This is a genomic window from Clostridium sp. DSM 17811, assembly GCF_018861905.1.
Lineage (GTDB): Bacteria > Bacillota > Clostridia > Clostridiales > Clostridiaceae > Clostridium_AD > Clostridium_AD frigoriphilum.
This window is the reverse complement of sequence record NZ_JAHLDU010000016.1, coordinates 56,216-82,054: the sequence shown is the minus strand read 5'-3', so window position 1 is coordinate 82,054 and position 25,839 is coordinate 56,216. Positions and strand designations below refer to the sequence as shown.

General features: G+C 30.0%; 23 protein-coding genes. 17 read left to right on the top strand and 6 right to left on the bottom strand.

Features of this window, described 5'->3' with window-relative positions; all coding sequences use genetic code 11:
* Positions 1 to 312: 312 nt before the first annotated feature.
* The 6 genes from KPL44_RS17705 (at position 313) to KPL44_RS17680 (ending at position 6,466) form a co-directional block, all read left to right on the top strand.
* Positions 313 to 993 carry a response regulator transcription factor gene (locus KPL44_RS17705; RefSeq protein WP_216252872.1) on the top strand — a complete coding sequence of 227 codons (681 nt, stop codon included), beginning with the start codon at positions 313 to 315 and terminating at the stop codon, positions 991 to 993.
* A gap of 1 nt (position 994) precedes the next feature.
* On the top strand, positions 995 to 2,407 hold the full coding sequence (locus tag KPL44_RS17700) for a HAMP domain-containing sensor histidine kinase (protein WP_216252871.1): 1,413 nt from the start codon (positions 995 to 997) through the stop codon (positions 2,405 to 2,407).
* A gap of 108 nt (positions 2,408 to 2,515) precedes the next feature.
* Positions 2,516 to 3,304 carry a DUF3919 family protein gene (locus KPL44_RS17695; RefSeq protein ID WP_216252869.1) on the top strand — a complete coding sequence of 263 codons (789 nt, stop codon included), beginning with the start codon at positions 2,516 to 2,518 and terminating at the stop codon, positions 3,302 to 3,304.
* A 26-nt stretch (positions 3,305 to 3,330) separates the two neighbouring features.
* Entirely contained in the window at positions 3,331 to 4,365 is a 1,035-nt protein-coding gene (locus KPL44_RS17690; protein WP_216252868.1) for an ABC transporter substrate-binding protein, read from the top strand.
* Positions 4,366 to 4,442: 77 nt separating this feature from the next.
* Positions 4,443 to 5,792 (top strand): MFS transporter, encoded by a 1,350-nt coding sequence (locus tag KPL44_RS17685; protein ID WP_216252866.1) that lies wholly within the window; start codon positions 4,443 to 4,445, stop codon positions 5,790 to 5,792.
* A 182-nt stretch (positions 5,793 to 5,974) separates the two neighbouring features.
* Entirely contained in the window at positions 5,975 to 6,466 is a 492-nt protein-coding gene (locus KPL44_RS17680; protein ID WP_216252860.1) for a hypothetical protein, read from the top strand.
* Positions 6,467 to 6,817: 351 nt separating this feature from the next.
* Here the strand turns inward: KPL44_RS17680 and KPL44_RS17675 are convergent, their stop codons facing one another.
* Positions 6,818 to 7,393, bottom strand: coding sequence for a C40 family peptidase (locus KPL44_RS17675; protein ID WP_216252858.1), 576 nt, complete (start codon positions 7,391 to 7,393; stop codon positions 6,818 to 6,820).
* Between the two features lie 281 nt (positions 7,394 to 7,674).
* Here KPL44_RS17675 and KPL44_RS17670 point away from each other — a divergent pair, with 281 nt between their 5' ends.
* Entirely contained in the window at positions 7,675 to 9,135 is a 1,461-nt protein-coding gene (locus KPL44_RS17670) for a sensor histidine kinase (RefSeq protein WP_216252855.1), read from the top strand.
* Positions 9,136 to 9,196: 61 nt separating this feature from the next.
* Here KPL44_RS17670 and KPL44_RS17665 read toward each other — a convergent pair whose 3' ends face one another.
* Positions 9,197 to 11,941, bottom strand: coding sequence for a peptidoglycan D,D-transpeptidase FtsI family protein (locus tag KPL44_RS17665; protein WP_216252853.1), 2,745 nt, complete (start codon positions 11,939 to 11,941; stop codon positions 9,197 to 9,199).
* 359 nt (positions 11,942 to 12,300) lie between these two features.
* On the opposite strand from KPL44_RS17665, the gene pknB reads away from it, so the two are divergent.
* The 4 genes from pknB to uxuA all read left to right on the top strand — a co-directional run bounded on the left by pknB (position 12,301) and on the right by uxuA (position 16,555).
* The gene (pknB, locus tag KPL44_RS17660) at positions 12,301 to 13,797 is read left to right on the top strand and encodes a Stk1 family PASTA domain-containing Ser/Thr kinase (RefSeq protein WP_216252852.1); all 1,497 of its coding nucleotides are present in this window, start codon (positions 12,301 to 12,303) and stop codon (positions 13,795 to 13,797) included.
* A gap of 287 nt (positions 13,798 to 14,084) precedes the next feature.
* The gene (locus tag KPL44_RS17655) at positions 14,085 to 14,777 is read left to right on the top strand and encodes a TerC family protein (protein ID WP_216252850.1); all 693 of its coding nucleotides are present in this window, start codon (positions 14,085 to 14,087) and stop codon (positions 14,775 to 14,777) included.
* Between the two features lie 118 nt (positions 14,778 to 14,895).
* The gene (locus KPL44_RS17650; protein ID WP_216252848.1) at positions 14,896 to 15,273 is read left to right on the top strand and encodes an HIT family protein; all 378 of its coding nucleotides are present in this window, start codon (positions 14,896 to 14,898) and stop codon (positions 15,271 to 15,273) included.
* A gap of 214 nt (positions 15,274 to 15,487) precedes the next feature.
* Positions 15,488 to 16,555: a mannonate dehydratase gene (uxuA, locus tag KPL44_RS17645; RefSeq protein WP_216252846.1), complete on the top strand. Its 1,068-nt coding sequence runs from the start codon at positions 15,488 to 15,490 to the stop codon at positions 16,553 to 16,555.
* A 95-nt stretch (positions 16,556 to 16,650) separates the two neighbouring features.
* Here the strand turns inward: uxuA and KPL44_RS17640 are convergent, their stop codons facing one another.
* Positions 16,651 to 17,457, bottom strand: a complete 807-nt coding sequence (locus tag KPL44_RS17640) for an MBL fold metallo-hydrolase (protein ID WP_216252844.1) — start codon at positions 17,455 to 17,457, stop codon at positions 16,651 to 16,653.
* Between the two features lie 201 nt (positions 17,458 to 17,658).
* Between KPL44_RS17640 and KPL44_RS17635 the strand changes: the two genes are divergently transcribed.
* The 5 genes from KPL44_RS17635 to KPL44_RS17615 all read left to right on the top strand — a co-directional run bounded on the left by KPL44_RS17635 (position 17,659) and on the right by KPL44_RS17615 (position 22,549).
* Positions 17,659 to 18,075: a hypothetical protein gene (locus tag KPL44_RS17635; RefSeq protein WP_216252843.1), complete on the top strand. Its 417-nt coding sequence runs from the start codon at positions 17,659 to 17,661 to the stop codon at positions 18,073 to 18,075.
* 3 nt (positions 18,076 to 18,078) lie between these two features.
* Positions 18,079 to 18,753, top strand: a complete 675-nt coding sequence (locus KPL44_RS17630) for a response regulator transcription factor (protein ID WP_216252841.1) — start codon at positions 18,079 to 18,081, stop codon at positions 18,751 to 18,753.
* A 125-nt stretch (positions 18,754 to 18,878) separates the two neighbouring features.
* The gene (locus tag KPL44_RS17625; RefSeq protein ID WP_253201829.1) at positions 18,879 to 19,769 is read left to right on the top strand and encodes a sensor histidine kinase; all 891 of its coding nucleotides are present in this window, start codon (positions 18,879 to 18,881) and stop codon (positions 19,767 to 19,769) included.
* Positions 19,770 to 19,868: 99 nt separating this feature from the next.
* Complete coding sequence (locus tag KPL44_RS17620) at positions 19,869 to 20,663, top strand: ABC transporter ATP-binding protein (RefSeq protein ID WP_216252837.1); 795 nt, start codon at positions 19,869 to 19,871, stop codon at positions 20,661 to 20,663.
* Complete coding sequence (locus KPL44_RS17615; RefSeq protein WP_216252836.1) at positions 20,660 to 22,549, top strand: FtsX-like permease family protein; 1,890 nt, start codon at positions 20,660 to 20,662, stop codon at positions 22,547 to 22,549. Before KPL44_RS17620 ends, KPL44_RS17615 begins: the two co-directional genes overlap by 4 nt.
* A gap of 199 nt (positions 22,550 to 22,748) precedes the next feature.
* Here the strand turns inward: KPL44_RS17615 and KPL44_RS17610 are convergent, their stop codons facing one another.
* From KPL44_RS17610 to KPL44_RS17600, 3 genes are read right to left on the bottom strand one after another with little or no spacing between them, the layout of a single operon-like run.
* Positions 22,749 to 23,468, bottom strand: a complete 720-nt coding sequence (locus KPL44_RS17610) for an ABC transporter permease (RefSeq protein WP_216252834.1) — start codon at positions 23,466 to 23,468, stop codon at positions 22,749 to 22,751.
* Between the two features lie 4 nt (positions 23,469 to 23,472).
* A complete protein-coding gene (locus KPL44_RS17605) occupies positions 23,473 to 24,228 on the bottom strand; it encodes an ABC transporter permease (RefSeq protein ID WP_216252832.1) in 756 nt (251 codons plus the stop codon).
* 2 nt (positions 24,229 to 24,230) lie between these two features.
* A complete protein-coding gene (locus tag KPL44_RS17600) occupies positions 24,231 to 24,956 on the bottom strand; it encodes an ABC transporter ATP-binding protein (RefSeq protein WP_216252829.1) in 726 nt (241 codons plus the stop codon).
* Positions 24,957 to 25,109: 153 nt separating this feature from the next.
* On the opposite strand from KPL44_RS17600, the gene KPL44_RS17595 reads away from it, so the two are divergent.
* Positions 25,110 to 25,814 (top strand): response regulator, encoded by a 705-nt coding sequence (locus KPL44_RS17595; RefSeq protein ID WP_216252827.1) that lies wholly within the window; start codon positions 25,110 to 25,112, stop codon positions 25,812 to 25,814.
* Positions 25,815 to 25,839 lie beyond the last annotated feature (25 nt).

Sequence of the window (25,839 nt, the reverse complement as noted above, 5' to 3'; positions counted from 1 at the left end):
TTATTATTATATATGTTTATTGTATCTTATTATGAAACTTAATAAATTCTTTATAATTAAAAATTAGGTCCTGCATAATAGAGTGAAAAATCAATATTTTATACGAGTAGGTGTATCATTGAATACAGTGATATACTTTATTTATAAACTACGTTACAATAATACTCTTTAAATATTACCATTCTTAAATGCCAAAGTTATAACCCGCCGAAACATTTACAAATATTTAAAGTACAAGTGAAAAAGCCATTAAATATAGAGATTTTGTAATACATTGTGAAGAGTAGAATATATAAGAAGGAGCTGTTTAAAATGAAAATTTTACTTATAGATGACGAAGAAAGCATTCTAAATCTAGTCCGTATGAACCTAGTACTAGAAGGTTTTGAGGTAATAACTAGTGCTACTGGTAATAATGGAATCAAGGTATTTCAGGATGAAAATCCAGACCTAGTGTTACTTGATTTAATGCTACCTGATTTAGATGGTTATGAAGTTATGAATAGAATGCAACAGATTAATAGGGGAATTCCCATTATTCTTCTTACTGCAAAAGGTCAACTTAATGATAAACTACTAGGATTACAGTTAGGCGCGGATGATTATATTACAAAACCATTTGATAGCAGGGAGATTATACTGCGAATACGTGCAATTTCAAGGCGGATAAATCAATCGAAGCGCCATAATGAAAATTCTGAAAACAAAATAGAAAAAGGTTTCATCAAGCTACTAAAAGCTGAAAGAAAGATTTTTATAGATTCCATAGAAGTACAATTTACTTTTCGAGAATTTGAAACTTTAAATCTTTTAATACAAAACATTAATAAGGTTTTTTCTAGAACCGAGTTACTAAAAAAACTTTGGGGTTATGATTATGAGGGAAACACAAGGGCTGTTGATATTCATATAGAACGAATTCGTAAAAAACTTAAAAATCATGGGAATGCTATTCAAACTATTTATGGTGCTGGATATAGATTAGAGGTATGAAATGAAAATTGGTATAAAAAATAAAATTGTAATTATGAATATAGCAGTCTTACTTCCGGTTTTACTTATTGTTTGCTTCATTACCATTGGTAACCTTTATGGAAATATAATAAAAAGTACTATTACAATGCTAAAACAAGAGAGTTACAACAGCCAATTAAATATAATCACATATTTAGATAACGAAAAAAACATAGGCTTGCCAGAACTTCTTAAGAATATGAGTCCTTTTATAGCTAAAAATTTGTCCGATCATTATAAATTCAGAATTCAATTATACAACAAGGATGGACTAGTAGGGGATTCCGAAGAGTACCCTATAATTTTAGAGAATAAAGATGTTACTTATGCACTTTCAGGAACCAAATCATATATTATGAAAAAAATTAAAAACAAGCAATATATTTTATTTTCTAGCCCGCTTTATTTTGAAGGAGAAACTATTGGTTGCTTTCGGTATATTTATCCCCTAGATAAAGAAATAGGCTTAGTTAAAAATACAAGTGTAACCATGCTTTTGGTAGGCATACTAGCGCTGCTTCTTTCTATTCTTTTAAGCAATACATTTTCTAGAAAAATTGTAAGTCCTATTGTATCTTTAAAAGGAGCCTCCCAGAAGGTTGCAAATGGAGATTTTACAAATACTATAGAAATTGATACCATGGATGAAATCAAGGATTTAGCAGACTCCTTTAATCTTATGTCTACTAATATAAGCAACTCTATTTTAAAATTAAAAGATGAGAAGGCAAATCAAAAAAGATTTTTAGATAACGTAACCCATGAATTAAAAACCCCTATAACCTCAATCATTGGATATGCAGATTTGCTTCCTAGAGTAAAGACAGAAAAAGATAAAACACAATGTCTCGATTATATTCAAAAGGGTGGACATCGTCTGCTTTGCCTTGTAGAAGAATTGTTAAATCTCTCTAAATTAAATAAGGAAGATTTTCAAATGGAAGTTGCGCAAACGAATCTTAAATGTATAATAGAGGAAAGTTTGTTAATTTTAAGACCAAGATTAGAGAAATACAATATTTTTATAGAGTCACTTTTATTTGATCGTTTCATTTGGATAGATAAACAAAAAACGGAGCAAGTATTTTTAAATATATTTGACAATGCAATTAAATACAGTGATTGTACTTCCATTGTTATAAAAATGTTATCAAGGCCTGGATCTTTAATTGTTTCTATAACAGACAATGGTGGAGGTATACCAAAGGAACATCTGAAAAAAGTTTTTGAACCTTTTTATACTGCCAATAAAAGATTACAGAATCAATATGGTGGTATGGGCCTTGGACTTGCAATTTGTAAGGAAATTATGAAAAAGCAACAAGGGGATATTTGTATAAGCAGTGACAAGGGAACAAAGGTGGAATTGATTTTTAAATTGTTACAAAGCTGATGCAATTCTGATGTAATTCTGAAAACGTTTTTTGCTATGATAAGGAGGAGGAGAAAAATAAGTATTTTAAAAAAACATAAAAAGTTAGTTAGTGTTTATTTTGTTTTTATGCTATTGCTAGGTATCATAATATTTTGGCAATATGAAAAAAATTATGATCATGTAGTACTTATTCAAGATAGAGAACAAGTTTTAAAAGCTGTAAGTACATCCACACCTGTAAAGTTAGAAGTTTATAGTAAAAGTTGGGGTAAAAGCGTTATTTCTGAGAGTAATGTTATTCGAAGTATATGGAATATTATAGACGAAATGTCTAAGAGTAGTCCTTTGCAAGAAAGTCAAAATACATATACGAATGATGAAATAAGTGGTACTATTTTTTATCTAAATGGTAAAAAATCTACTTTTACTTTAGGGAGTTACTTGAAAATAGGTACTATTATTTATGGAAATGCTAAAGATAAGCCTTATGTAGATCAGCTTAAAAATTATTTGGATGAAATTTTATGTTCTGCGCAAAATCTAAGCAATCTTATTAATGAACGAAATAAAGTTACTGTAGTAGATAGCAATAATAATATACAAAAATGTGGTCGTGATGATAAAACATTTATTCGTAATAAAATATTAAAATGTTCTAAAATTAAGGATAATGCTTCCCTAGAAAAAGCAATCAATACAAAGGGAAAAGTGCTATACCACATAAAAACCTATTTAGAAAAAGAAAGCAATTCTATTCCAAATACAAGAGATACTTTCTATGCAATTATAAACATTGATGTATATGAAAATGGGTATATTGTTATTCAAGATTTTAGTAATGATGTAGTAAATGCAATTTATATGAAAGGAAATTTAGTAGAGGTATGTAAAAACATCAGTGAAAGCGGTATTTAATTTTCAAATGTTCTGGAGGTACCTTAATGAAAGCTTACAAATTTACTATATTTATTCTTCTCTTGATTTGCTCTGCATCATTAACTGCATGCAATAAAAACAGGAGTGATTATCCTAACCTGCAAGGAAAAAAACTTTTGGTTTACGTAGCCTTTCATGAAGACGAGGCTAAACCTTTACTAGAAGGTTTTAAACAAAAAACTGGTTGTGAGTATTCCCTTTTGAGGTTTCCTACAGGGGAAGCTTTAGCCCGGGCAATGGAGGAAAAAGCAGCTCCTAAGGCAGATGTTTTTTTAGGTGGAACCGTAGATGCACATGAGTACATGAAAAAAGAAGGCATAATTGAAAAATATATTTCTAAAAACGCCAGTTCTATTCCTGAAAGATATAAAGATGAAGATGGGTATTGGACAGGACTTTATATAGAAGCCTTATCTATTGGTATCAATAAAGAAAGATGGGACGCTGAGTTTAAATCAAAGGGAATAAAGCAGCCGGAAAGTTTTCAAGATCTGTTGAATCCTGATTTTAAAGGTGAAATTATTATTCCTAACCCAAAAACCTCAGGTACAGGCTACACTTTTGTTTCTTATCTTGTACAATCGATGGGAAAGGAAAAAGCCTTAGAATATCTAGGTAAACTCAACCATAATGTAGCACAAGTTACTACAAATGGTCTTACTCCAGCAGAAAAGGTAGGGATTGGCGAATACTTAATTGCTGTTAATTTTATAAATCAACAGCTTATTGTTAAAAAATCTGGATTTAATATACAATCTAAAATTCCTAAAGATGTAGGATGGACCCTTTGCGCAGTCTCTAAAATTAAAAATGGTCCAGATTCTAAGGCTGCAAATGCTTTTATAGATTATTGTTTAACGGTGCAAGCAGGTAATGATCTGAAAAATTTTTCTATGGCTATGTCTACAAGGGGAGATGTGTCATTGCCACAGGGAGGACAAAATTTAAGGAATCTTCTAGGGAGTGATAAATACGATTTTAAAAAAGCGGGCATTGATAAAAAAGAAATGTTAGATGCCCTTGAAGAAATCAAACCGTAAATTTATATATTTATATATTTATATATAGATTAATATGTTTAAATAAAATAATCTAAAATGAAAGGTCGCTAAAACATATGGAAAATTTATTCGGTTTTTTAAAACCTGCACTTCCGATTAAACCATTACCGAAAGATAAGGTTGATTCGGCATACAAAAGATATCGTCTGCAAGTATTTTTAAGCATATATTTTGGTTATGCAGTTTATTACTTTGTTAGGAGTAATTTTTCATTAGCTAAGGTATACTTCCTTCAAGAAGGCTTCACAAAAACACAACTTGGTATAGTTGCTTCTGCGCTAGGACTTGCTTATGGTGTAAGTAAATTTGTTATGGGGAATCTATCAGATAGATCTAATGCAAGGTATTTTTTAGGTATTGGTCTAATTCTATCTGGTATTATAAATCTATTTTTCCCACTTACCACAAGTATTACAGTGATGTTTATATTAATGCTTATGAATGGATGGGTTCAAGGTATGGGTTGGCCACCATGTGGGAGAATCATGACTCATTGGTTCGCAGATAAAGAGCGTGGAGTTAAAATGGCTATTTGGAATACCGCACATAATGTGGGTGGTGGATTTATAGCTGTCATTGCTATTCTTGGTGTTCAGATTTTTGGAGGCTGGAAAGGGATTTTTATTTTACCAGCTATTATTGCAATTATAACTGGTGTATTATATATGATTTTTGCAAAAGATACACCTCAATCAGTAGGACTACCGCCTATAGAAGAATATAAAAATGATTACCCTGTTGTAAAAGTAAAAGATAGAGAAAAAGAGATGACCGCAAAAGAAATATTGTTTAAATATGTGCTTAATAATAAATATCTATGGTATATCGCTCTTGCAAATGGATTTGTATACATGGTGAGATATGGAATTGAAGATTGGGCACCAGTATACTTAAGTACAGTAAAAGGTTTTACTATTCAACAGTCTTCCATTGGATTTGCTCTATTTGAATATGCCGCTATTCCGGGAACTATACTCATCGGATGGATTAGTGATAAAATATTCCATGGTCGTCGTGCACCAGTAGGTGTAGCTTGCATGGTAGGTGTTGCAATTGGTGTATTCATATATTGGCAGAGTACAAGTCTATTAGCAATAAACATTACTTTAGCTTGCATAGGTGCTTTAATATATGGACCTGTAATGCTAATTGGCGTTAGTGCCCTAGATATAGTTCCTAAAAAAGCTGCTGGAACTGCTGCCGGATTTACAGGACTATTTGGATATGTTATTGGACAAGTTTCAGCTGAAGTAGTAATGGGAATAGTTGTAGATAAATATAACTGGGCAGGAGGATTTAAACTTCTTATAGCTTCTTCTATAATAGCTATTGTATTACTATCCCTTACTTGGAACGTACATGATAGGTCAAAACCAGATTCTGAAGAGATTAAATATGTAAACTAAATAGATATTAAGCATAGAAAATATTTTTTATAAGCCTCCTATTATATAGGGGGCTTATATTTGTGCGCAGGGGCATGGCAATTTGAAATAAAAAGTATTTATTTCATTAATTATATGTAATAATGACAAGAGTGAACGCAAATTTAAAAAATATTATAATAAGTATATAGGAGGCAATATTAATGGTTACATATATAGGGGTATTGTTATTATTTACATCTATAGGACTAGGTGTGCCTGGTATTTTTATTTATGCTTTTACTGCAGATATAATTAATTGGTTTTCTAATAGAAAAACAAGGACTACTAAGCCCAAACGCAAAATATTTAAAAAGAAACAAAAATCAAAGTTAAAATTAGGTGATAAGATTTTTGGATTATTTATTTTAATAGCAATATGTATATTACCGATATGGAGTTTACGCATGGTTACGCCTTATTGGTTAGATGTACCTAGTATAATTACAAAAAACTACAGTATAGAGGAGGGTAGTGTGATTGTTTATGCTGCAAAACCTACAAGTAGGGAAACTTGGGGTTATGACTCTATAACTGTAAATGGAAATGATCATCCAATAGTAGATGATAGTAAGGTTAAGACGGGCATGAATGTAAAAATAAAATATTTACCTCATACTAAATTAATAATGAAATTGTGGTATATTCAAAAGTAGTAAGCTTAAAAGAAGTATAATTTTTCTCATGTTGTTATGATGAGAATGATGATTCTTATAATGAGGAAGAATCCGATTTTACTGGGAAAGAACCTTTTGATGAGAAGAAAAATGAGAGGGCAAAACAAATTAGGTCATATGGTAATCCAGTTTTTGTAGCAGGAATTTTATATGTTTTTTGACCATTAGGAGTATATTGGATGTGGAAATACAAAGTATACAATAAACCTGTACGAATTGTAATATCAATTGTAATGTCTATTTTTGGTGCTTTGAAAATTTTAGGACATTTTAAAAATTAAAGTAACATAATTGTAGAAAAAATATTTAGAGGGTATTAAAATACATTAGTTATTTTAATATCCTCTTACCTATAACAAATTTTTCTTTGTAATATCCTGTCAATTCAGAGATTTTTATAACGTCACCGGATTTTGGAGAATGTATAAACTTATTGTTGCCAATATATATTCCAACGTGAGAGACTTGGTATGGTAGATCTGGATTTGTTCTAAAAAAGACCAAATCTCCATTCCTAAGATCATTTATATTAATAGAAATACCTTCATTTACCTGTTCCATAGTTGTTCTAGGTAAATTTATACCAAAATGTTTATAAGTATATGCTACAAAACCAGAACAATCAAATCCACCACTTATATATTTTCCAAAAGCATCAGATATTGCAGGTGTTGTGCCACCCCATAAGTAATGCATTCCTAGAAAAGTATCAGAATAGTTTTTCAAATCATTCCCATTTATCAATGAACTGTATTGTTGCCCGTTTGTTATATATTTAGCTTTATTTAAGGGAGTTTTAGAATTTGAGAGAATAGTAAAAATCATGTATATTAGGGAAATAAGCATAAGAATTAAAGCTAAAAACCAGGGGTTTATTGAATTTTGTTTATAATAAGATCTTCTCATATAATCTCCCATCAGTTATTATTTTTAAATATACTATAGTAACTTATTGTAGCATTTCTAATAATATACTTAATATTTTAGAAAATTGGTAGGAAAATAAATTTGAATTTGTTTTAACAAAAATATACCAATATGTCACATATTGTGGTATATTGATTAAAGCTAATTAAAAGCTATGTGATAATATGTAAAAAATAAGCCGTTTTATGATAGTCGTACTAAAATAAACTGATTTTCATTTTGATTGTAGTACAAGCTTTTGAGAAGAGGGGATAATTGTTATGAATAAGGTAGACTATAAAAGTAAAAAAATTATGCTGCTGGGATGTTTTTCAGCAGCTTGTTTATCATTAATTATAATCTTGTTTAGTACATACAGTATGAATAAAGTACGTATAGAATCTGATTTTATTTCGCAAAGAATACTTCCAGGTAAAACATTTTCATTGGAAATTTTAACATCATTAATTAATCAAGAAATAGGAATCAGAGCCTATATTGCTTCAGAAAATAAAGTGTTTTTAGAACCATATTATTTAGCAAGCAAAGGAAAGCAAAGATATCATGATTCTCTTAATAAATTAAGAGAAATAGGACTAAATAATGACAATATTAATCGAATTGATAAGCAAAGACAATATATTCAAGGTTTTTTTCAACAGCAAATTTCATTAGTGGAGTCTGGGGGATTAGATAAGGCAAAATTAAACTTAAGTAAAAGTAGAAAGTTAGTAGATGAATTTAGGGTAACTGATAATATGTTACTAAATGATATTAATTCACAAATAAATACTTCCAGTAACAAAGTTGTAAAAACTCAAAAAATTCATAAATATTCACTGGTTTTTTTAGGCATTATACTTATTGCATGTAATTTTATATTTATTAGTTGTATTTGGAATTGTATGCATAAACAAATTAAGAAAAAAGATGAAGTAAATGAAGACTTACAAAAGATACTAACTAGTCAAGAGCAGTATATTACGAGTATATCTCATGAACTTAAAACACCGCTAAATGTTATATTGTCTGCGGCTCAATTATTGGATATGTATTGTGACAGTGGGTTACTATATGAAAATAAAAATTCAACGGTTAAACATATAGATTCAATAAAGCAAAATGCATATAGATTGTCTAAATTCATCAATAACATTATTGATTTATCTAGAATTGAATCTGGAATCTTTGAGTTAAATTTATCTAATAATAATATAGTGGAAGTTGTAGAAGATATGGTGATGGCGGTAACCGAGTTTACAAAAAGTCGAGGACTAAATATTACTTTTGATACAGATGTAGAAGAAAAGATTATTGCTTGTGACCCAGAAAAGGTAGATAAAGTAGTATTAAATCTTATATCAAATGCGATAAAATTTTCAAGTGATGGTGGTCAAATATTTGTAAACATCAAAAATAACATAGAATTTGTTGAAATATCTGTGGAAGATAATGGAATTGGAATTGACACAAAATATTTCCATTCAATATTTAATAAATATAGCCAAATAGACAAATCGTTATCACGAAATGCTGAAGGTACAGGTGTTGGATTAACCTTAGTTAAGTCGATTGTAGAATTATCTGGTGGCAGTATAAATGTTGAAAGTGAACTTGGGATAGGAAGTAAGTTTACGGTTAGATTTCCTTCAAAACAAGTACTTAATGAAAAAATTCAATTTAATAATGCAATGAGAAATGAGAAGCAAAATATTAAAGTAGAATTTTCAGATCTTTATTAATAAAATGTGTGCTTTAATAAATGTAATTCAGTAAAAATAAAGAGAGCCAATTAGGCTCTCTTTATTTAATCCGTTTTAATTTTATGTCATAATGATTTTGATATTGTTTCATTCGAGGATCATTTTTAAAATAACTCTCATACATACCTCTAGCAACTTTTGCGGCATCAGAACCATAACCACCATCAAATATAACTACAGATATCGCAATTTTAGGATTATCAGCGGGTGCATAACCTACATACCACGCATAATCGCCTCTACCAATTTTACTTTGTATACTAGATTCAGTAAACTGTGCTGTACCTGTTTTACCACCTGTAGGTATAGGAAAATCGCCAAGTGCAGCATAAGCAGTACCGTCTGTAGAATTAGTACCGCCTGCACCTGTAACGCCATTCATGCCTTGCATAACTAGAGATCTAGTTTCGGCACTCATATTAGCTTTATCTATTACAACAGGTTTCGTTTGAGATATTAATTTTCCATTAGAATCTTTTATGTTATCAACTAAATGAATTTTATATCTTGTTCCGCCATTGGCAAGGGTTGCTATATAATTTGCCATCTGTAGAGGAGTGAAATTGTCCATGCCTTGACCAATTGATGCAATAAACATATTGTATGGCAAACTCAAAGAACCATGACCTGTTTGCACTGCCTGATAGTATACATCAGTTACGATTGCATTTATATTAGCAGCAGTAAATTTTTGATTTTTGTACGTAGGATCAGCTGCAATTAATTGCTTAAATAAACCCACATAATTAATCTTAGAGAAAGTTCCGTTTTTTACAGAATCCCTAATATAGTTTTTAATTTGTGTTTTAATTTCTGAAAGCTTTTTTCCATCAGAAACAATATTAGTATCTTCATCTCTATCGTATAAATCGATTGGTGGGAATTTAGACCCATCTGTGGATGAAACTCCATTAGTTAAATCTTGCTCAATACTCAAAAGATATTGTGATGCTGATAAAGTTTTTTGTGACACAGTATTATATACTTGCCCAAAATTCTCACTTATTTCTATTCCGGTACCAGGATTCGTTGAATTAGGATTAGCTCCTAGGCCAAACATCCATGCATATTTAGCTAAGGCATCATCACCAAATTTTTCTCTTAATTTCTGACCTACATTCATAAAAAACGGGTTACTAGATTTTCTTATAGCACTAACTACATTTACAATGCCATTTCGACCATCTGATGTAAAGGGATTCCAATTTGGACCTCCTATTTTATCTTCACCACCCATATCATACCCGCCTTCATCATCGTAAGTTGAATTAGCATTTATAACTCCAGCTTCAAGACCTGCAATTGCAGTCATTGGCTTAAATGTGGAACCAGAAGGAATGAGTGACATAGTTGCATAGTTATATAAGTATTTTGGATAATAATCAAACTTATCCTTTCTAAGGGTTGTATTTCCCTTTATATTCTTGTCTATTGGAAACATATAATCAGTTAAATCGGTTGATAGCCCATCAGCTTTTGCCATTTTTTCATAATCTGGATTAAAATATTTTTGTGATTGAGCTTCAGTTAAACCTTGCGTTGTAGAAAAATCATTTGGATTATAACCTGGAAGACTTACAAGTGCGAGTAGTCCACCAGTATTAATATCTATGGCAACAGCTGCACCCCTTGTAGCATTTGATACATCTAGGTCGCCACCTGAAGTTCCTGCAGCTTGTAACCTTGTCATTTCAGTGTTCAATGCGTTTTCTGTGGCATATTGCATATTTGCATCTAATGTAAGTTGAACATTTTTACCGGGGACCGCCTTCTTAGTATGAGCGGTATTTTTAATTATTGCTACAGAATCATCATTTATATCTTTTTCTCCGTTAGTCCCTTTAAGATTGCTCTCCATTGCAGATTCAATTCCAGAAGTTCCAACATAATCTACACTTGTGTCATAACCCTTTGCTGCATACTTAGCTTTATCAGCAGAGTTTATTTTGCTGATATATCCTAGGACTGATGAAGCAAGTTGGCCATAAGGATATTCCCTCATAGGCTGATTTTCTACTTTAAAACCTTGCAGGTCTGAGAGGCTTTGCTCAAATATAAGCGATGTATTTAGCTTCATATTAGTTGCTACATTAATTGATTTATAATCAGAAAAAAAGTTCATACTGATACCGTCTTCTATAATTAAATATCTTCTTAGCACATCTGGAGTTGCCTTTATATTCAAACTTGCAAGTCCAGTTTTTACCTTATATTTAACAAGAAGTTTGTTATAAATTTGTTCGGGAGTTAGTTTTAAAAGCTCATTATCAAGAGCAGTTTTTTCAGAGAGACTTAATTCTTCTTCTTTTTTATTCTCAAATTTTGCCTTTAATATAGTCAATTGAAGGTTTCTATCCTTTAAAAATCTTAAAAGCAGGACTTGATTTCCCTTAGCGTCATTTGAAGTAAATTCAAACCTATATGGATTAATCTTTAATGCAAAACTGTCTGTCTGGACTTCTTTATTATCATCTAAAATTTTAAATACTTTTTGTAATGTTGCAAATAGTTGTTTGTTATCCTTACTTGTATCAGCTGTACTTGTATATGTAAGGTTATAACCTAGTGTTTCGGTCGCAAGTTTTATTCCGTTTTTATCTGTTATGAGGCCTCTTGGTGCAGCTACTGTTACAAGCTTTGCAGAATTAATAGTTTCAGCCTGCGCTTTGTAATAATCTCCTTTGAATACTTGTAAATAATACAATTTTGCACCTATTATTAAAAACATAGCTAACATAATTATAGAAAGAATATTATACCTATTAAATTTCTTCTTTTTTTTCATTTCATCACCATTTTATACTTTCATTTTTTTTTGCATAATAAAATTATTAGTATCTGTCAGCATTCTCAAAAAACAATCTAAATGGTGACTTTGTGAAACCTTGCAATTCATACGCATTTTAAATATACGTCTAGATATAAGCTTTGTCAATTACATTAATGAGTTGATTACATCCTAAATTATCGGACGTTAGATTTTTCATATGATTAGATAAAGTATACCACTAAAATTCATATATCTTATACCTATCATACATGATTCGACAAAATAAATCCATACACACATTTTGTCTCATTCATTTTTCATAAGTTATGATATAATATACAGGGTAATATTCTTCGTAGGGGGACAAAATATATATGATAGGGACATTTCTTTTAAATAGATATGAGTTATTAGAGAACATTGGCGAGGGTGGCATGGGAACTGTTTATAAAGCAAAGTGCCATGTGCTAAATAGATTTGTCGCTGTAAAAATATTAAAGGCAGAGTTAAGTAATGATGATGAGTTTGTTTCAAGGTTTAAAAGTGAAGCTACTTCAATTGCAAAATTATCACATCCAAACATAGTGAATGTTCATGATGTTTGCTCAGAAAATGATGTTAATTTTATTGTTATGGAATATGTTGATGGAAAAACATTAAAGCAAATAATAAAGGAAAATGGAAGGCTTACATCCAAGAAGACTTTAGATATAGTTTTTCAAATAGCAAAAGCTCTCCAGTGTGCACATGTGAACGGTATAATTCATCGCGATATAAAGCCGGATAATATTATGATAACCAAGGATGAAATGGTTAAGGTCATGGATTTTGGAATAGCTAAAGTTGCAGATGTAAGAACTGTAACCAATTCTAATAAGGTAATGGGAACCGCACATTATTTTTCTCCAGAACAAGCAAAAGGAAATTTTGTGGACTGTAGATCAGACATATATTCATTAGGCATTGTAATGTACGAAATGGTGACAGGGGAAGTACCTTATGATGCAGAAAGTGTTATTACAATAGCTATGATGCATATTCAGGGGCCAATTACTGCGCCAAAAGATATTGTTACAGACATACCTGAAAATATAAACCAGGTAATTTTAAGGGCTATGCAAAAGGAACCTATTAAAAGATACCAAACGGCGAGCGAAATGTCAGAGGTAATAGGGATTATTAGAAAAAATCCTAATTATAAAGTTATTGTAAATAGTGAAATAGATGGCGCTACAAAAATTATGGATACAGTAGTAGCTTCCAATATAAGAGATGATTTAACAACAGTTATGAGCAAGGAAGAAATTTTTGAAAAAACAGTTTTTGAAAAACCATTGATTGAGGAAACAATATTTAAAAAAGAAAGTGAAGTAATACCTATAAAGAAGAAGCTCAGTAGAAATAAAAAGGTTATTATAATTATAACGTCAATTATTTTAATTATTAGTGTTGTAGCTTTAGGAAAATCTCTTTCTAATGGGAAGGTGGCTGAGGGTAAGGCAATGACTGATACAAAAGCTACAGTTGTGAAAACTATTGTTCCAAAAGTACAAGTAATTGAAAAGAAATTTGTTCCCTCACTTATTGGGAAAACTCAAGACAGTGCAAGACAGGTAGCCGTTAATAATGGTTTTTTGCTTGGGGATGTAACAAATAATTATAGTGATAGTATTGATAAGGGATTAGTTATTAGTCAATCACCTGAGGTGAATGCATCTTATGAAAAAGATGGTAAAATAAGTATAGTTTTAAGCCTAGGTAAAGAGATGGTTCAAGCTACACCGCCACAAACAAAGGTGGTAAAAGACATGAAAAAAATTGAACAGATACATGGAAAGAGCCCTAAGGGGAAACATTCTAAAAACAAATAGAACCTTATTAGTGATATGTTTGCTTTAAAATGAATAAACTTAATAAGTAAATATATTAATAAGTAAATATATTAATAAGTAAATATAATAAGAAGGCATATAGTTATGGTAGTGATATGAATGGCATCTACCTAAAATCATTGTAATATAGTAAAATATAAGGTATATTATAGAAAGAGTGTAAAGTTTAGAAGTGTTTAGAAAATATAAAAAATCGTTGTTAAGGTTTGTGTTAATTAATAAATTTTAATGCCAAGTGAAAGAAGGAGATACAAACGGAGACTTTAATGGTTTTTATAATAGGAGTACTGCAAATTACAATACTTGATTTAACATTATCGGGTGATAATATAGGTGTTATAGCACTAGCAACAAAAAATCTATCACCTAAATTTGCGAAGAAAGCTAGTTTTATAGGAATAGCAGGAGCTATAGGATTAAGAGTGTTATTTGCCTGTGTCATTACTCAAATAATGGCTATACAGTGGTTGCCGATTAAATTAGTTGGTGGACTTGTTTTAGTAAAAATAACATGGGACTTTATTAAGCCTCAGACTAAAGAAGTAGAGTGTGATGTAAAAAAAGCAGATAAATTTTGGGGAGCTGTAGCGGTAATTATTATAGCGGATATTAGTATGAGTCTTGATAATGTAATAGCAATAGCAAGTACAGCAGATGGCAATGTTTTATTAATTGTTATCGGTATTTTGATAAACATACCAATAATTTTTTACGGAAGTCGATTTGTTGCAAACTTAATGAAAGATCACCCTATTGTTATATTCTTAGGTGGCGCAATATTAGCTCACACCTCATTTAAAATGATACTCGAGGATAATATAACAATGAAATATTTAGGCCTTTCAAATACAGTTTCAGTGATAATTCCATGGGTTTTTGCCATTGGAATATTGTTGTATGGATACTTAGTAATAAAAAGAGCGGAAAAAGAAAAGACAGCTTTTGGACATAATACATAAGAATGAATATTAAAAAAACTGTACTTAATAGTACAGTTTTTTTGTTATTATAGAATTAATACTGTCATGAAAAATAGAATTTAAAATGATAATATAATATTAAAAGGAGACGATAACGATGTCAGAATGTATATTTTGCAATATCAATGAATCCGAAATAATAGTAGAAAACAGGTATGCAGTTGCAATACTTGATCATTTCCCAGTAAATAATGGTCATTGTTTAATAATAGCAAAAAGGCATTTTGCTAACTTTTTTGAGGCAACAGAGGAAGAGATTAAAGCAATATATAAATTAATGCATGAGGTAAAAGAGATGTTTGATATTCAATATGAACCAGCTGGATATAATATAGGTATTAATGTAGGAACATATGCGGGGCAAACTATAAATCATTTGCATGTGCATTTAATTCCTAGATATATAGGTGATGTGGATGACCCAAGAGGTGGAGTAAGAAATTTAAAAAAGGCTTTGGTTGAGTATGATGGATAGAAATTAATATTATTTCTAAATCTTGACTATTATTCATTGCTATGCTAGTATACAAGTATACTGATTTAAACTTTTTATATCATTAGAAATATTTACTACCTATAGGTGATTTAATTCATCCAATATAGGTTAGTGTGAATTATGTGAAAACGTAAACATGTAAGTGGAAGTAGTATATTTACATTATACTGTGAAGAAAGAGGGGAATATTAATATGAAAATGACACTAAGATGGTTTGGAAGTAAATATGACAGTGTAACTTTAAAACAAATAAGACAAATTCCTGGTTGCGTAGGGGTTATAACAACACTATATGACACTAAGCCTGGAGAAATTTGGAGTACAGAGGCAATTAAAGCTATGAAAAAGGAAGTAGAAGCTGCAGGCCTTGAGGTTAGTGGTATTGAAAGTGTAAATATTCATGATGATATTAAGATTGGACTTCCAACAAGAGATTTGTATATAGAAAACTATATTAAGACTCTTGAAAACTTAGCAAAGGAGGGTATTGATTTAGTTTGTTACAATTTTATGCCTGTATTTGATTGGACGAGATCTAATCTTGCAAAGATGAGAGTAGATGGTTCTACAGTTCTTTCTTATGATCAGGAGCTTATTGATAAAATAGATCCAACTAAAATGTTTGAACAAATAGATTCTAATTCTAATGGATTTATAATGCCCGGGTGGGAACCAGAAAGACTTGCAAGAGTAAAAGAATTATTTGAACTCTACAAAGATGTAAATGAAGAAAAATTATTTGAAAACCTTGTGTACTTTCTTAAGAAAATTATGCCAACTTGTGAGAAGCTAGGAATGAAGATGGCTATTCATCAAGATGACCCAGCATGGTCTGTATATGGACTACCAAGAGTTATAAACAATAAGAAAAACATTCAAAGAATGTTAGATGCAGTTCCTGTTATGAATAATGGACTAACATTGTGTACAGGTTCTTTAGGATCTAATCCTGATAATGATATTCCTGATATGATTAGAAGTTTCAAAGGAAGAATTCATTTTGCTCATTTAAGGAATATTAAACACCTTGCACCAGGCAAGTTTGATGAAGCAGCACATTTATCCTCTGATGGATCATTAGATATGTTTGAAATCATGAAAGCACTTTATGATATTGGTATGGAAGGACCTATAAGACCAGATCATGGAAGAATGATTTGGGATGAGATTGCAATGCCTGGGTACGGATTGTACGATAGAGCACTAGGAGCAACATACTTAAATGGTTTGTGGGAAGCAATAGATAAATCATCTAAGTAAAGAAGCAATAAAGAGTAGCATCTTAATTAATTAGGATGTTACTCTTTTTAAATTTATAATTTATTAGATAATTTTCATCTCATCCAAGATATATATTACCATTCTATTTCTAAGCCTACTCCAACTTCTTTTACAGGCAAAATCTTATGTATTTCTGCTCGAACAGCAAATGAAGTACAATGGCAAGGATATAATTCTTTTATATTGTTTTGTTTCAGATAATCAATAGTCTTGTTTACTTGCTCAGATACTTCAAATAAATGAAATCCACCTATGATACCTAATACTCGGTTATCATTACACACTTTTTTTGCATATTCTACTATATTGCAAATTCCACTATGAGAACATCCAACAATGATATAAATACCTTTTTCACTTTGATATACGAGTGCTGTATCGTCCAGTACATAATCATCAATAAAAATTCCGTCAACATTTTGTTTACCAATAGATTTCCTTTTTTCAAAGGTGTTAACTTGTGGTATCTCACCTAAGAAAGTCATATGTTGACTAATCTTAATCGGATCTTTTGAAAGAACTAAATTGCACTTTTCTTTTAGTTCATCTATTAAAATAGGAGAACATATTTTTACAGTATCTACTATTTTTTCTTTGAATGCATCCGGATGAGCAAAAATAGATATTCTATTTTTATAGTTTTGTTCAAAATAATATTTTAATCCTCTTGTGTGGTCATCATGACCATGGGAAATAATGATAGCATTTATCCTTTGCAAATCGACACCTAATGCATCTGAGTTTGTTATAAATAAATCAGAATATCCTACATCTAATAATATACGAACATCCTCATCTTCAATATAATATGAAACAGCAGGTTCACCACAATAATATTGGTCAATATATGTATTATTATCTACTAAAACTTTTAATTTCACATTTAAACCTCCTGAGAATAAATAAAATCTTAATCTGTTTTTAAGTGAATTTTATCATGTAATTATATTTAATGTCAATGTTATACAAATAGAACATTTTAAAACACAGCAAACCATGGTATATAATGGTATAATTAACTGGAGATTGATGCATAATTGTAGATTAAACGGAAATTATTTATAATTTGAGAGGTGAATGTTTTGGGGAAAGCAAGAATATCAGAAGTTACAGCATACTTCAATTCCAATATAAAATCTGTTTGGAATGTCGTTACCAATAATAGTAATTGTAAATGGCGTAGTGATATTGAAAGAATTGAAATTCTTAATGATGGTAAAGAATTTATTGAATACACTCATAGCGGCAATGCTACAAAATTTAGCATTACTAAAAAGAAAGAGTATAGTGAATATGAATTTAATATTGGAAATAAAATGTTCAATGGTTCTTGGACTGGTCATTTTTCGGTAACAGAATCAGGTGGAACAAAAATAATTTTTACAGAAAATATCTTTGTTAAAAACCCTATTATTAAGATTTTATCTTATTTTTTTATGGATTTAAAGAAAATGCAGAATACCTATGTTTCAGATTTAAAAGTGGAATTAGGAGAGTGAATTATGTATAAGATAATGACAATTGAGGATGATAAGGCATTGTGCATTAACATGAATGAAAGTCTTATAAAATGGGGCTTTATGACCTCTATTATAGGTGATTTTGAAGACATAACTGCAGAGTTTGCCAGCATGAAGCCTGATTTAGTGGTTATGGATGTAAACTTACCTTATTTTGATGGATTTTACTGGTGTAGCAAAATTAGAGAAATATCAAAAGTTCCTATAATATTTGTTTCTTCAAGGGATACTAATATGGATATTATTATGGCAATGAATACTGGCGGCGATGATTATATAACCAAGCCATTTTCTATGGATATTTTAATTGCTAAGATAAATGCTTTGCTTAGACGAACTTATTCTTATGGTGAGCAACCCTCTGATTTAGTAGAATGTGATGGAGTAATACTCAATTTAGTGGATAACACGCTTCAGTATAAAGAAGAGAAAATTGACCTTACCAAAAATGAATTTAAAGTAATGCTTCTACTTATGAAAAATAGGGGTAAGACCATATCTAGAGAGAGGATAATGAGGGGAATATGGGATGATGATAATTTTATTAATGATAACACTCTCACAGTAAATATTAACAGGCTTCGCATGAAAGTTAGCGATATGGGACTAAAGGATTATATAGTTACAAAGAAAGGTTATGGGTACATGATTTTATGAATATAATCGCATACATTAAAAATTCAAGCTTAAAAATAATATATTTCATATGTATCTTCTTCACCATAAATCTAATCCTTTTAAGTAGTAGTCCTATAGATGCACAGTTTAACGATATTATATATATGGATTTTCTACTGTTTTTTATATCATTAATATTTGTATTTATTGATTATAGAAGATGGAAGTATAGTTACAAAGGTATTTACGATGCTATACGTAAGGAAAAAATCGTAGATGATAGTCTGCCTCATAATAGTTACTACTTTGAAGCTCAGCTTATAAAAGACGTCGTTAGGTTTAAAAATGATGAATCAGATAAGAAAGTTAACGACGTAAAATCAGCCTTTGAGGAAATGAATGATTACATAATAAAGTGGGTTCATGAAATAAAAATACCTATTTCGGTATGTGAGCTTATAACTGGCAAAATAGATGACACAGATGTGGCAGAACAGCTTATTGTTGAATACACACGAATAAATTTTTTTATTAATCAGGTGCTTTATACAAGTAGAGCATCTAGCTACTCAGAGGACTTACAAATAAATGAAATTAGTATTGAAAATATGATAAAAAAAGTTGTTAAAAGAAATGCTACTCTTTTCATATCAAGAAATATAAATTTAGAACTAGGTAATATAAATTATGATGTTTTGTCCGATGAAAAATGGCTCTCTTATATTATTGACCAACTTATCAATAATGCATGCAAATATGTGACTAGGGACGGAAAAATAAACATTTATGCTAAAGAAGATTTCAAATCTATTAATCTTTATGTTAAAGATAATGGTATTGGAGTTCAAGAAAAAGACATAAATAGAATATTTGATAGAGGTTTTACAGGAGAGAATGGGAGAGCGTTATCAAAATCTACAGGTATGGGTTTATATTTATCTAAAAAGATGGCTCATAAATTAAATCATGATATATATGTTAAATCTGAGGAGGGAAATGGTACGGAGTTCACTATATGTTTTTATAAATTATCAGATTACTCCAAGGTTACATAAATGTAATATTAAATAACAAATGTAACTTAAATTCGATGGTTGGCCATGCGGTTAATAGGTAGAATAAAGGTAAGCTTTTATTTTATGAGGAGGGTTTTTATGAGTTACGTTATTGAAACTAAAGATTTAAAGAAAATTTATGGTTTAAAAGGTATGGGCTTGGCTGTTTTAGATGGAGTTAATTTGAAAGTGGAAAAGGGTGAATTCCTTGGAATAATGGGACCTTCTGGTGCAGGAAAAACAACTCTTTTAAACATTATATCAACCATTGATGAACCTACTAGCGGAAGTTATTTTTTTGAAGGAAAAGATATGAAAAAAATTAAGGGAAGGGAACTAGCTAATTTCAGAAAAAACAAGATTAGCTTTATATTTCAGGATTTTAATCTATTAGATACAATGTCTGCCCAAGATAATATAGCTCTTCCTCTTGCTCTTAGCAAGGTAAATCATACTGAAATAATAGAAAGGGTAAATGAAGTAGCGGGCTTTTTAGGATTAAAAGATCATCTTGACAAATATCCGTATCAACTCTCAGGAGGTCAAAAACAGAGAACAGCTGCCGCAAGAGCTCTTATAACTTCGCCCTCAGTTATCTTTGCGGACGAGCCAACAGGTGCATTAGATTCAAGATCATCAGCAGAACTTCTGCAGTGTCTTACTCAGCTAAATGAGGAAACTAAAACTACTATAATAATGGTGACTCATGATGCTTTTGCTGCAAGTTATTGCAGACGAATAATGTTTATAAAAGATGGAAAAATTCATGCAAAACTCGACAAAAATGGAGGAAGAAAAGAGTTTTTCCAAAGAATTATGGACATGGGTGCATCAATGAATGGTGCAATAGATTATTACGCACAAAAGGAAGAAAATAGGGGTGACTCTAAATGAATTCCTTCAGCATAGCTTTCGATAATTTCAAAAGGAATATAAAAGTTTATAGTCTTTATATAATGTCTATGATATTTTCTGTGATCGTTTTTTATAATTTTGTAGCACTAAAATATAATCCGGATTTTCAAAAGGCTAATGAAACTAATTCCTATATTAAAGGGACCTCAATAGCAGTTTCTTATTTACTCCTATTATTTATTATATTTTTCATTTGGTTTTCTAGTTCATTTTTCTTAAAGCAAAGAAAAAGGGAAATTGGTATTTATGCTTTTATGGGAGTATCCAACGCTCAAATAGCGCTTATTTATTCCATAGAGCTTGTTTTTATGGGAATAACTGCAACAGCTTTTGGACTAATACTGGGAGTTGCATTCTGCAAACTCTTTCTAATGATGCTAGCTAAAGTAGCACTACTTAATATGAAAATAGGTTTTTTCATATCTACTAAAGCAATAATTCAAACTACAGTAGCATTTTTTGTAATTTTCTTTGTAAATTCAGTTTTAGGGTATATAAATATAGTCAGAAGTAAGTTGATAGACTTGCTTAATGCATCCAAAAGAGAAGAAAGACTTCCAAAAGTTAATTATGTAAAGGGCTTGTTATCTCTAATATGCATATCTGTAGGATATTACTTTGCATTGCATGCCCGTGGTGAGAAATTTGAAGCAAATTTCCTTATTGCTATTATATTTGTAATACTCGGTACCTATTGGTTTTTTGGATCTGTCTATTCCATAATAATGAAATTTATAATAAACCGGAAGAAAATATTGTACAATGGAGTAAATATAGTAAGTATGTCCAACATTGCCTTTAGAATAAAAAATAATTATAGAACTCTAGCAGCAGTTGCCATATTAGCTACAATTACTTTAACTTCTTATGGAACTGTAGCCTCTCTTAGGTATTTTGTTCAAATAAGAGATGCTATACAAAAACCTTATGAAATTTCTTATATGTCATCAGATGATAAAGTAAAGCAGCAGGTAAGAGACAAGTTAGCATCATCAAAAAAAGATATAATCCTTGAAGAGAGTACAGAAGTCATTGTTATAAAACCTCATATTTATGCAGAAATGAATTTACAACTTGGGGAATATGTGGCTTTAAAATATTCGGATTTTATAAAAATTAGTTCTGATCTAAAAGTAAAAGATTTAAAGAATTTTAAAAAAGAAAAATTATCTAAAGGTGAAATTTTATATGTATCACCACCTGGCGTTGTAATGAGTCTTTATGATTATAAAAATGTAAAAGCGACTATAACTAATAAGAATTATACTATAAAAAATACACTTAAAACTCCTATTTTGGGGAGTAGTATACCCCTTTGTCTAATATTAAATGATGAAGACTATAATTTGCTTAGGCCCACTTCTAAAATATATGAGTTTAATGGTATAAAAATAAATAATGCAGACAATATAAAATTACTAGAAAAGGAGTTAGTTAAAATTAAACCCATTAAAGATTCTTTACATGTAAATGTCAGTAAAGATAAGTCTTTCTACAGTGTTTTTGGGATAGTTTATTTCCTTGGAGCTTTTCTCTCACTTGTTTTTATAATTGCTACAGGAAGCATTATTTATTTTAAACTTATATCGGAAGCTTACTTAGATAAGGATAAATATGTTTTATTAAAGAGGCTTGGAATGACGAATAAGGAGATTTTTAGAGCTACTACAAGGCAAATAGGAATATCATATCTACTGCCTTTAGTTGTAGGTATAATTCATAGCTGCGTAGCAATGTCTGTTTTAAGCAAACTGATAGATTATAACATACTAATGCCAGCTATAAGCAGTATAATTACTTTTATTGTAGTATATGTAGGTTATTTTATTGCTACTACGAGGAAGTATATGAAGATAGTTATGTGAATAAAAATTAGTGTACAGCTTCTTTTTTGAGCTGCCACATTGCAAAAACAGAGTTTCCACAGCCAGCTTTATCCTCTTGCAAACTGTATAAACCATTGATATATAAAGGCTTATAGTGCGTTTAGCTAAAGCCTTTTTATTTATTTCTAAATTTTTTTTACCTTTCCGTTCAATATTTTATTACTAAGAAATACACCAATTAACATTCCTCCTTTCTAAATATTTTTAACTCGATAAATAATACAATAAAACAAAGCAGTGGTACCAATATTAAAATTGAATTACTAAATTCAACTAGAACATTCTCTACACCAAAGAAAAATCCCTTATAGATATAACAAGCGGGTATAAATAAAGATACCTTTGCGCCCTGTACTAAAAATGATAAAAAAGTGAACATCACTCCAAATCCAACAGGTAATATAAAATTTTTGAAGGTCATACTCAAAAGATGTTGAATACAGATCAAAGGAAATGTACATATTAGCCCTATAATTGGGCCTGTAAACACATAAGATTTTATAGGTTCATTGGGTATAATTAGTGTTTTAAATACTATAATTATAATAATATAACAAACAACATTTAACAAAACTATAATCGAGGTTGTAACTATTTTACCAATAAACAACTTATTTAAATCTATTGGTGTTGTTCTTAAACAAATTATATTGTTATTTTTATATTCTATTCTCCACGAAAGAGATACTATTAAGCAGATAACTAAAGGCAATAGCAACCCACCATACAAAATAGTACTTTGAGTATAAAGAGCATCCCAGATATTATCTACTTTAACTTTTCCTGTATAGACATTAATCAATCCAATTGAGACCATAACTAGCGGCACCATAAATGCAATGATTAATGCTTTTAAACTTCTGATTTTGCACAACTCGGTTTTAATAATCTTTAACATTAAGTTATTCCTCCTTTATATCTTGATGCTTAAAATATGCTATTCCAATAGCTGTAAATAAAATCGTGTAAAAAATAGACCATACTATATCTTGATTTAGAAGATTTGGATCTGAAAAAGGTGTATTATGCATAAAGTGTAAATATGGATTAAATTTTATTATAGAAGGATTTCTTAAAAAGGGGAAAGATGCACATATAGCTACTACGTTAACTGTAATTAAAAGCCCTACATCTTTTATAATGCTAAATAAAAATATCTGTACACTTATAAAGCCTAAAGAAGTTAGTATTTGTAATAGTACATATCGAGTCAGTAGCTCTATATCCAGATTATTAGAGAGATTGTATATTTTCGTAAGGCCTACTAGTAAAAATGCTTCAACCACAATTACTAATACAGTAAATAATAATACCATTATCCATTTAGCTAAATAGTAGTTTATTCTTTTTAATGGGCTTACAAATAAATGAGTTAAACAATTATTCTTTAGATCAATGTAAAATATGGATATACTAATTAGTATGATAAATAACAGAAGTAGTAATGGCCATATTAATGCCAGATGATTTTCTATTATTAAATCATAAAATCCATCATTAGCAACTTTACTATATTTGGATAATACATAGCTTTTTCTGAAATATAAGTCCATATTAAGCATTAAACAAGAAATTGCTATAGGTGCTATTAGCACATATATAATGAAACTATTTTTATATTTCATTAATTCTACTTTTATGGTTTTAGTTAAATTCATAATTACATAGCTCCTGTCAAATTTATAAATATTTCTTCAAGATTAAGACACGATTTATGCTCACTTTTTAATTTAGATAATGATCCTTCATATAGAAGTTTACCTTTGTTTATAATGCCAACATCATCTACTATAAGTTCCATTTCACTTAAAATATGTGAGCTAATAAATATGGTTTTATTATGATCTTTTGCAAGAGATATTAATAGATTTCTTATTTCCCTTATACCCATTGGGTCTAATCCATTAATTGGCTCATCTAAAATCAGAAAATCGGGATCTCCTATTAACGCCTGGGCTATTCCTAATCTTTGTTTCATGCCTAATGAAAAGTTATTTATTTTTTTATTCTTAGCTTCGGATAAATTTAATAATTTTAGCACTTCAACTATTTTATTTGAATTTACTCCTTTAAGTTCTGCCCATATTTTCAAATTGTCATATGCGGATAAATGACCATAGTACGACGGAGATTCAACTATAGCACCTATTCTTTTTAAAATTCTTATTCTGTTTTCTTGAATGTCATCGCCAAATAACTTTACAGTTCCACTTGTTGCTTTTATTAATCCGAGTATCATTCTTATTGTTGTAGATTTACCAGCTCCATTAGGACCTAAAAACCCGTAGATGGTTCCCTCTTTTACATTTAAGTTAATATTGTCTACCACCTTAATATTTTTATATTTTTTACTTAAGTTATCGACCTTTAAAACATATTTATCCATGAAAATTCCTCCCTTACAATTTGGTATAATATAACTATATAATACGCACCTTATCTCTGGTTAATTTAAACCTTAACTAAACCTTAAATATACTCTTGGGCTGATTTTAGAATTTTAAGAAGGTGTATTATATATATAGGTGGGGGTGATACTTTGGACATAACTAATAATAAAATTCTTATAATTGATGACGAGGATGCTTTATTAATTTTACTTACTGCTGTACTAAGGAAAGAAGGATTTACTAATGTTAAATCAATAAATGATAGTGTGAATTCAATCCATTTGTGTAGAACATATAAACCTGATTTAATACTTTTAGATATAATGATGCCTAATTTAGATGGGTTTTCTGTTTTAAAAGAAATACGCAAATTTTGTATGTGCCCAATAATATTTTTATCAGCCAAATCAGAAGAAATAGATAAACTATTGGGACTTGGGATCGGTGGCGATGATTATGTAACTAAACCTTTTTCTCCTAAGGAAGTTGCTTTTAGAATTAAAGCACACTTAAGAAGAATTGAACTTACTAAGCAATCATTTATGAAAGAAGATTATATCTTTGAGAATAAGGATTTCAAAGTTGATTTGAAAAAAGGCGAGATAGAAAAAGATGGTGAAATTTATTTATTAAGAGCAAAGGAGCTTAAATTACTAACGTTCCTAATTCAAAATTCAAATATAATATTATCAAAAGAACAAATAGTTCAGGAGGTTTGGGAGGATACATTTACGGGTTATGACAATACAATTATGGTACATATAAGAAAGTTAAGAGAAAAGTTAGAGATATTGCCATCTAACCCTAAATATATAATTACAGCAAAAGGAGTAGGTTACAAATTTATTTTATAGAGAGGTATTGAATTAAATGAAACAT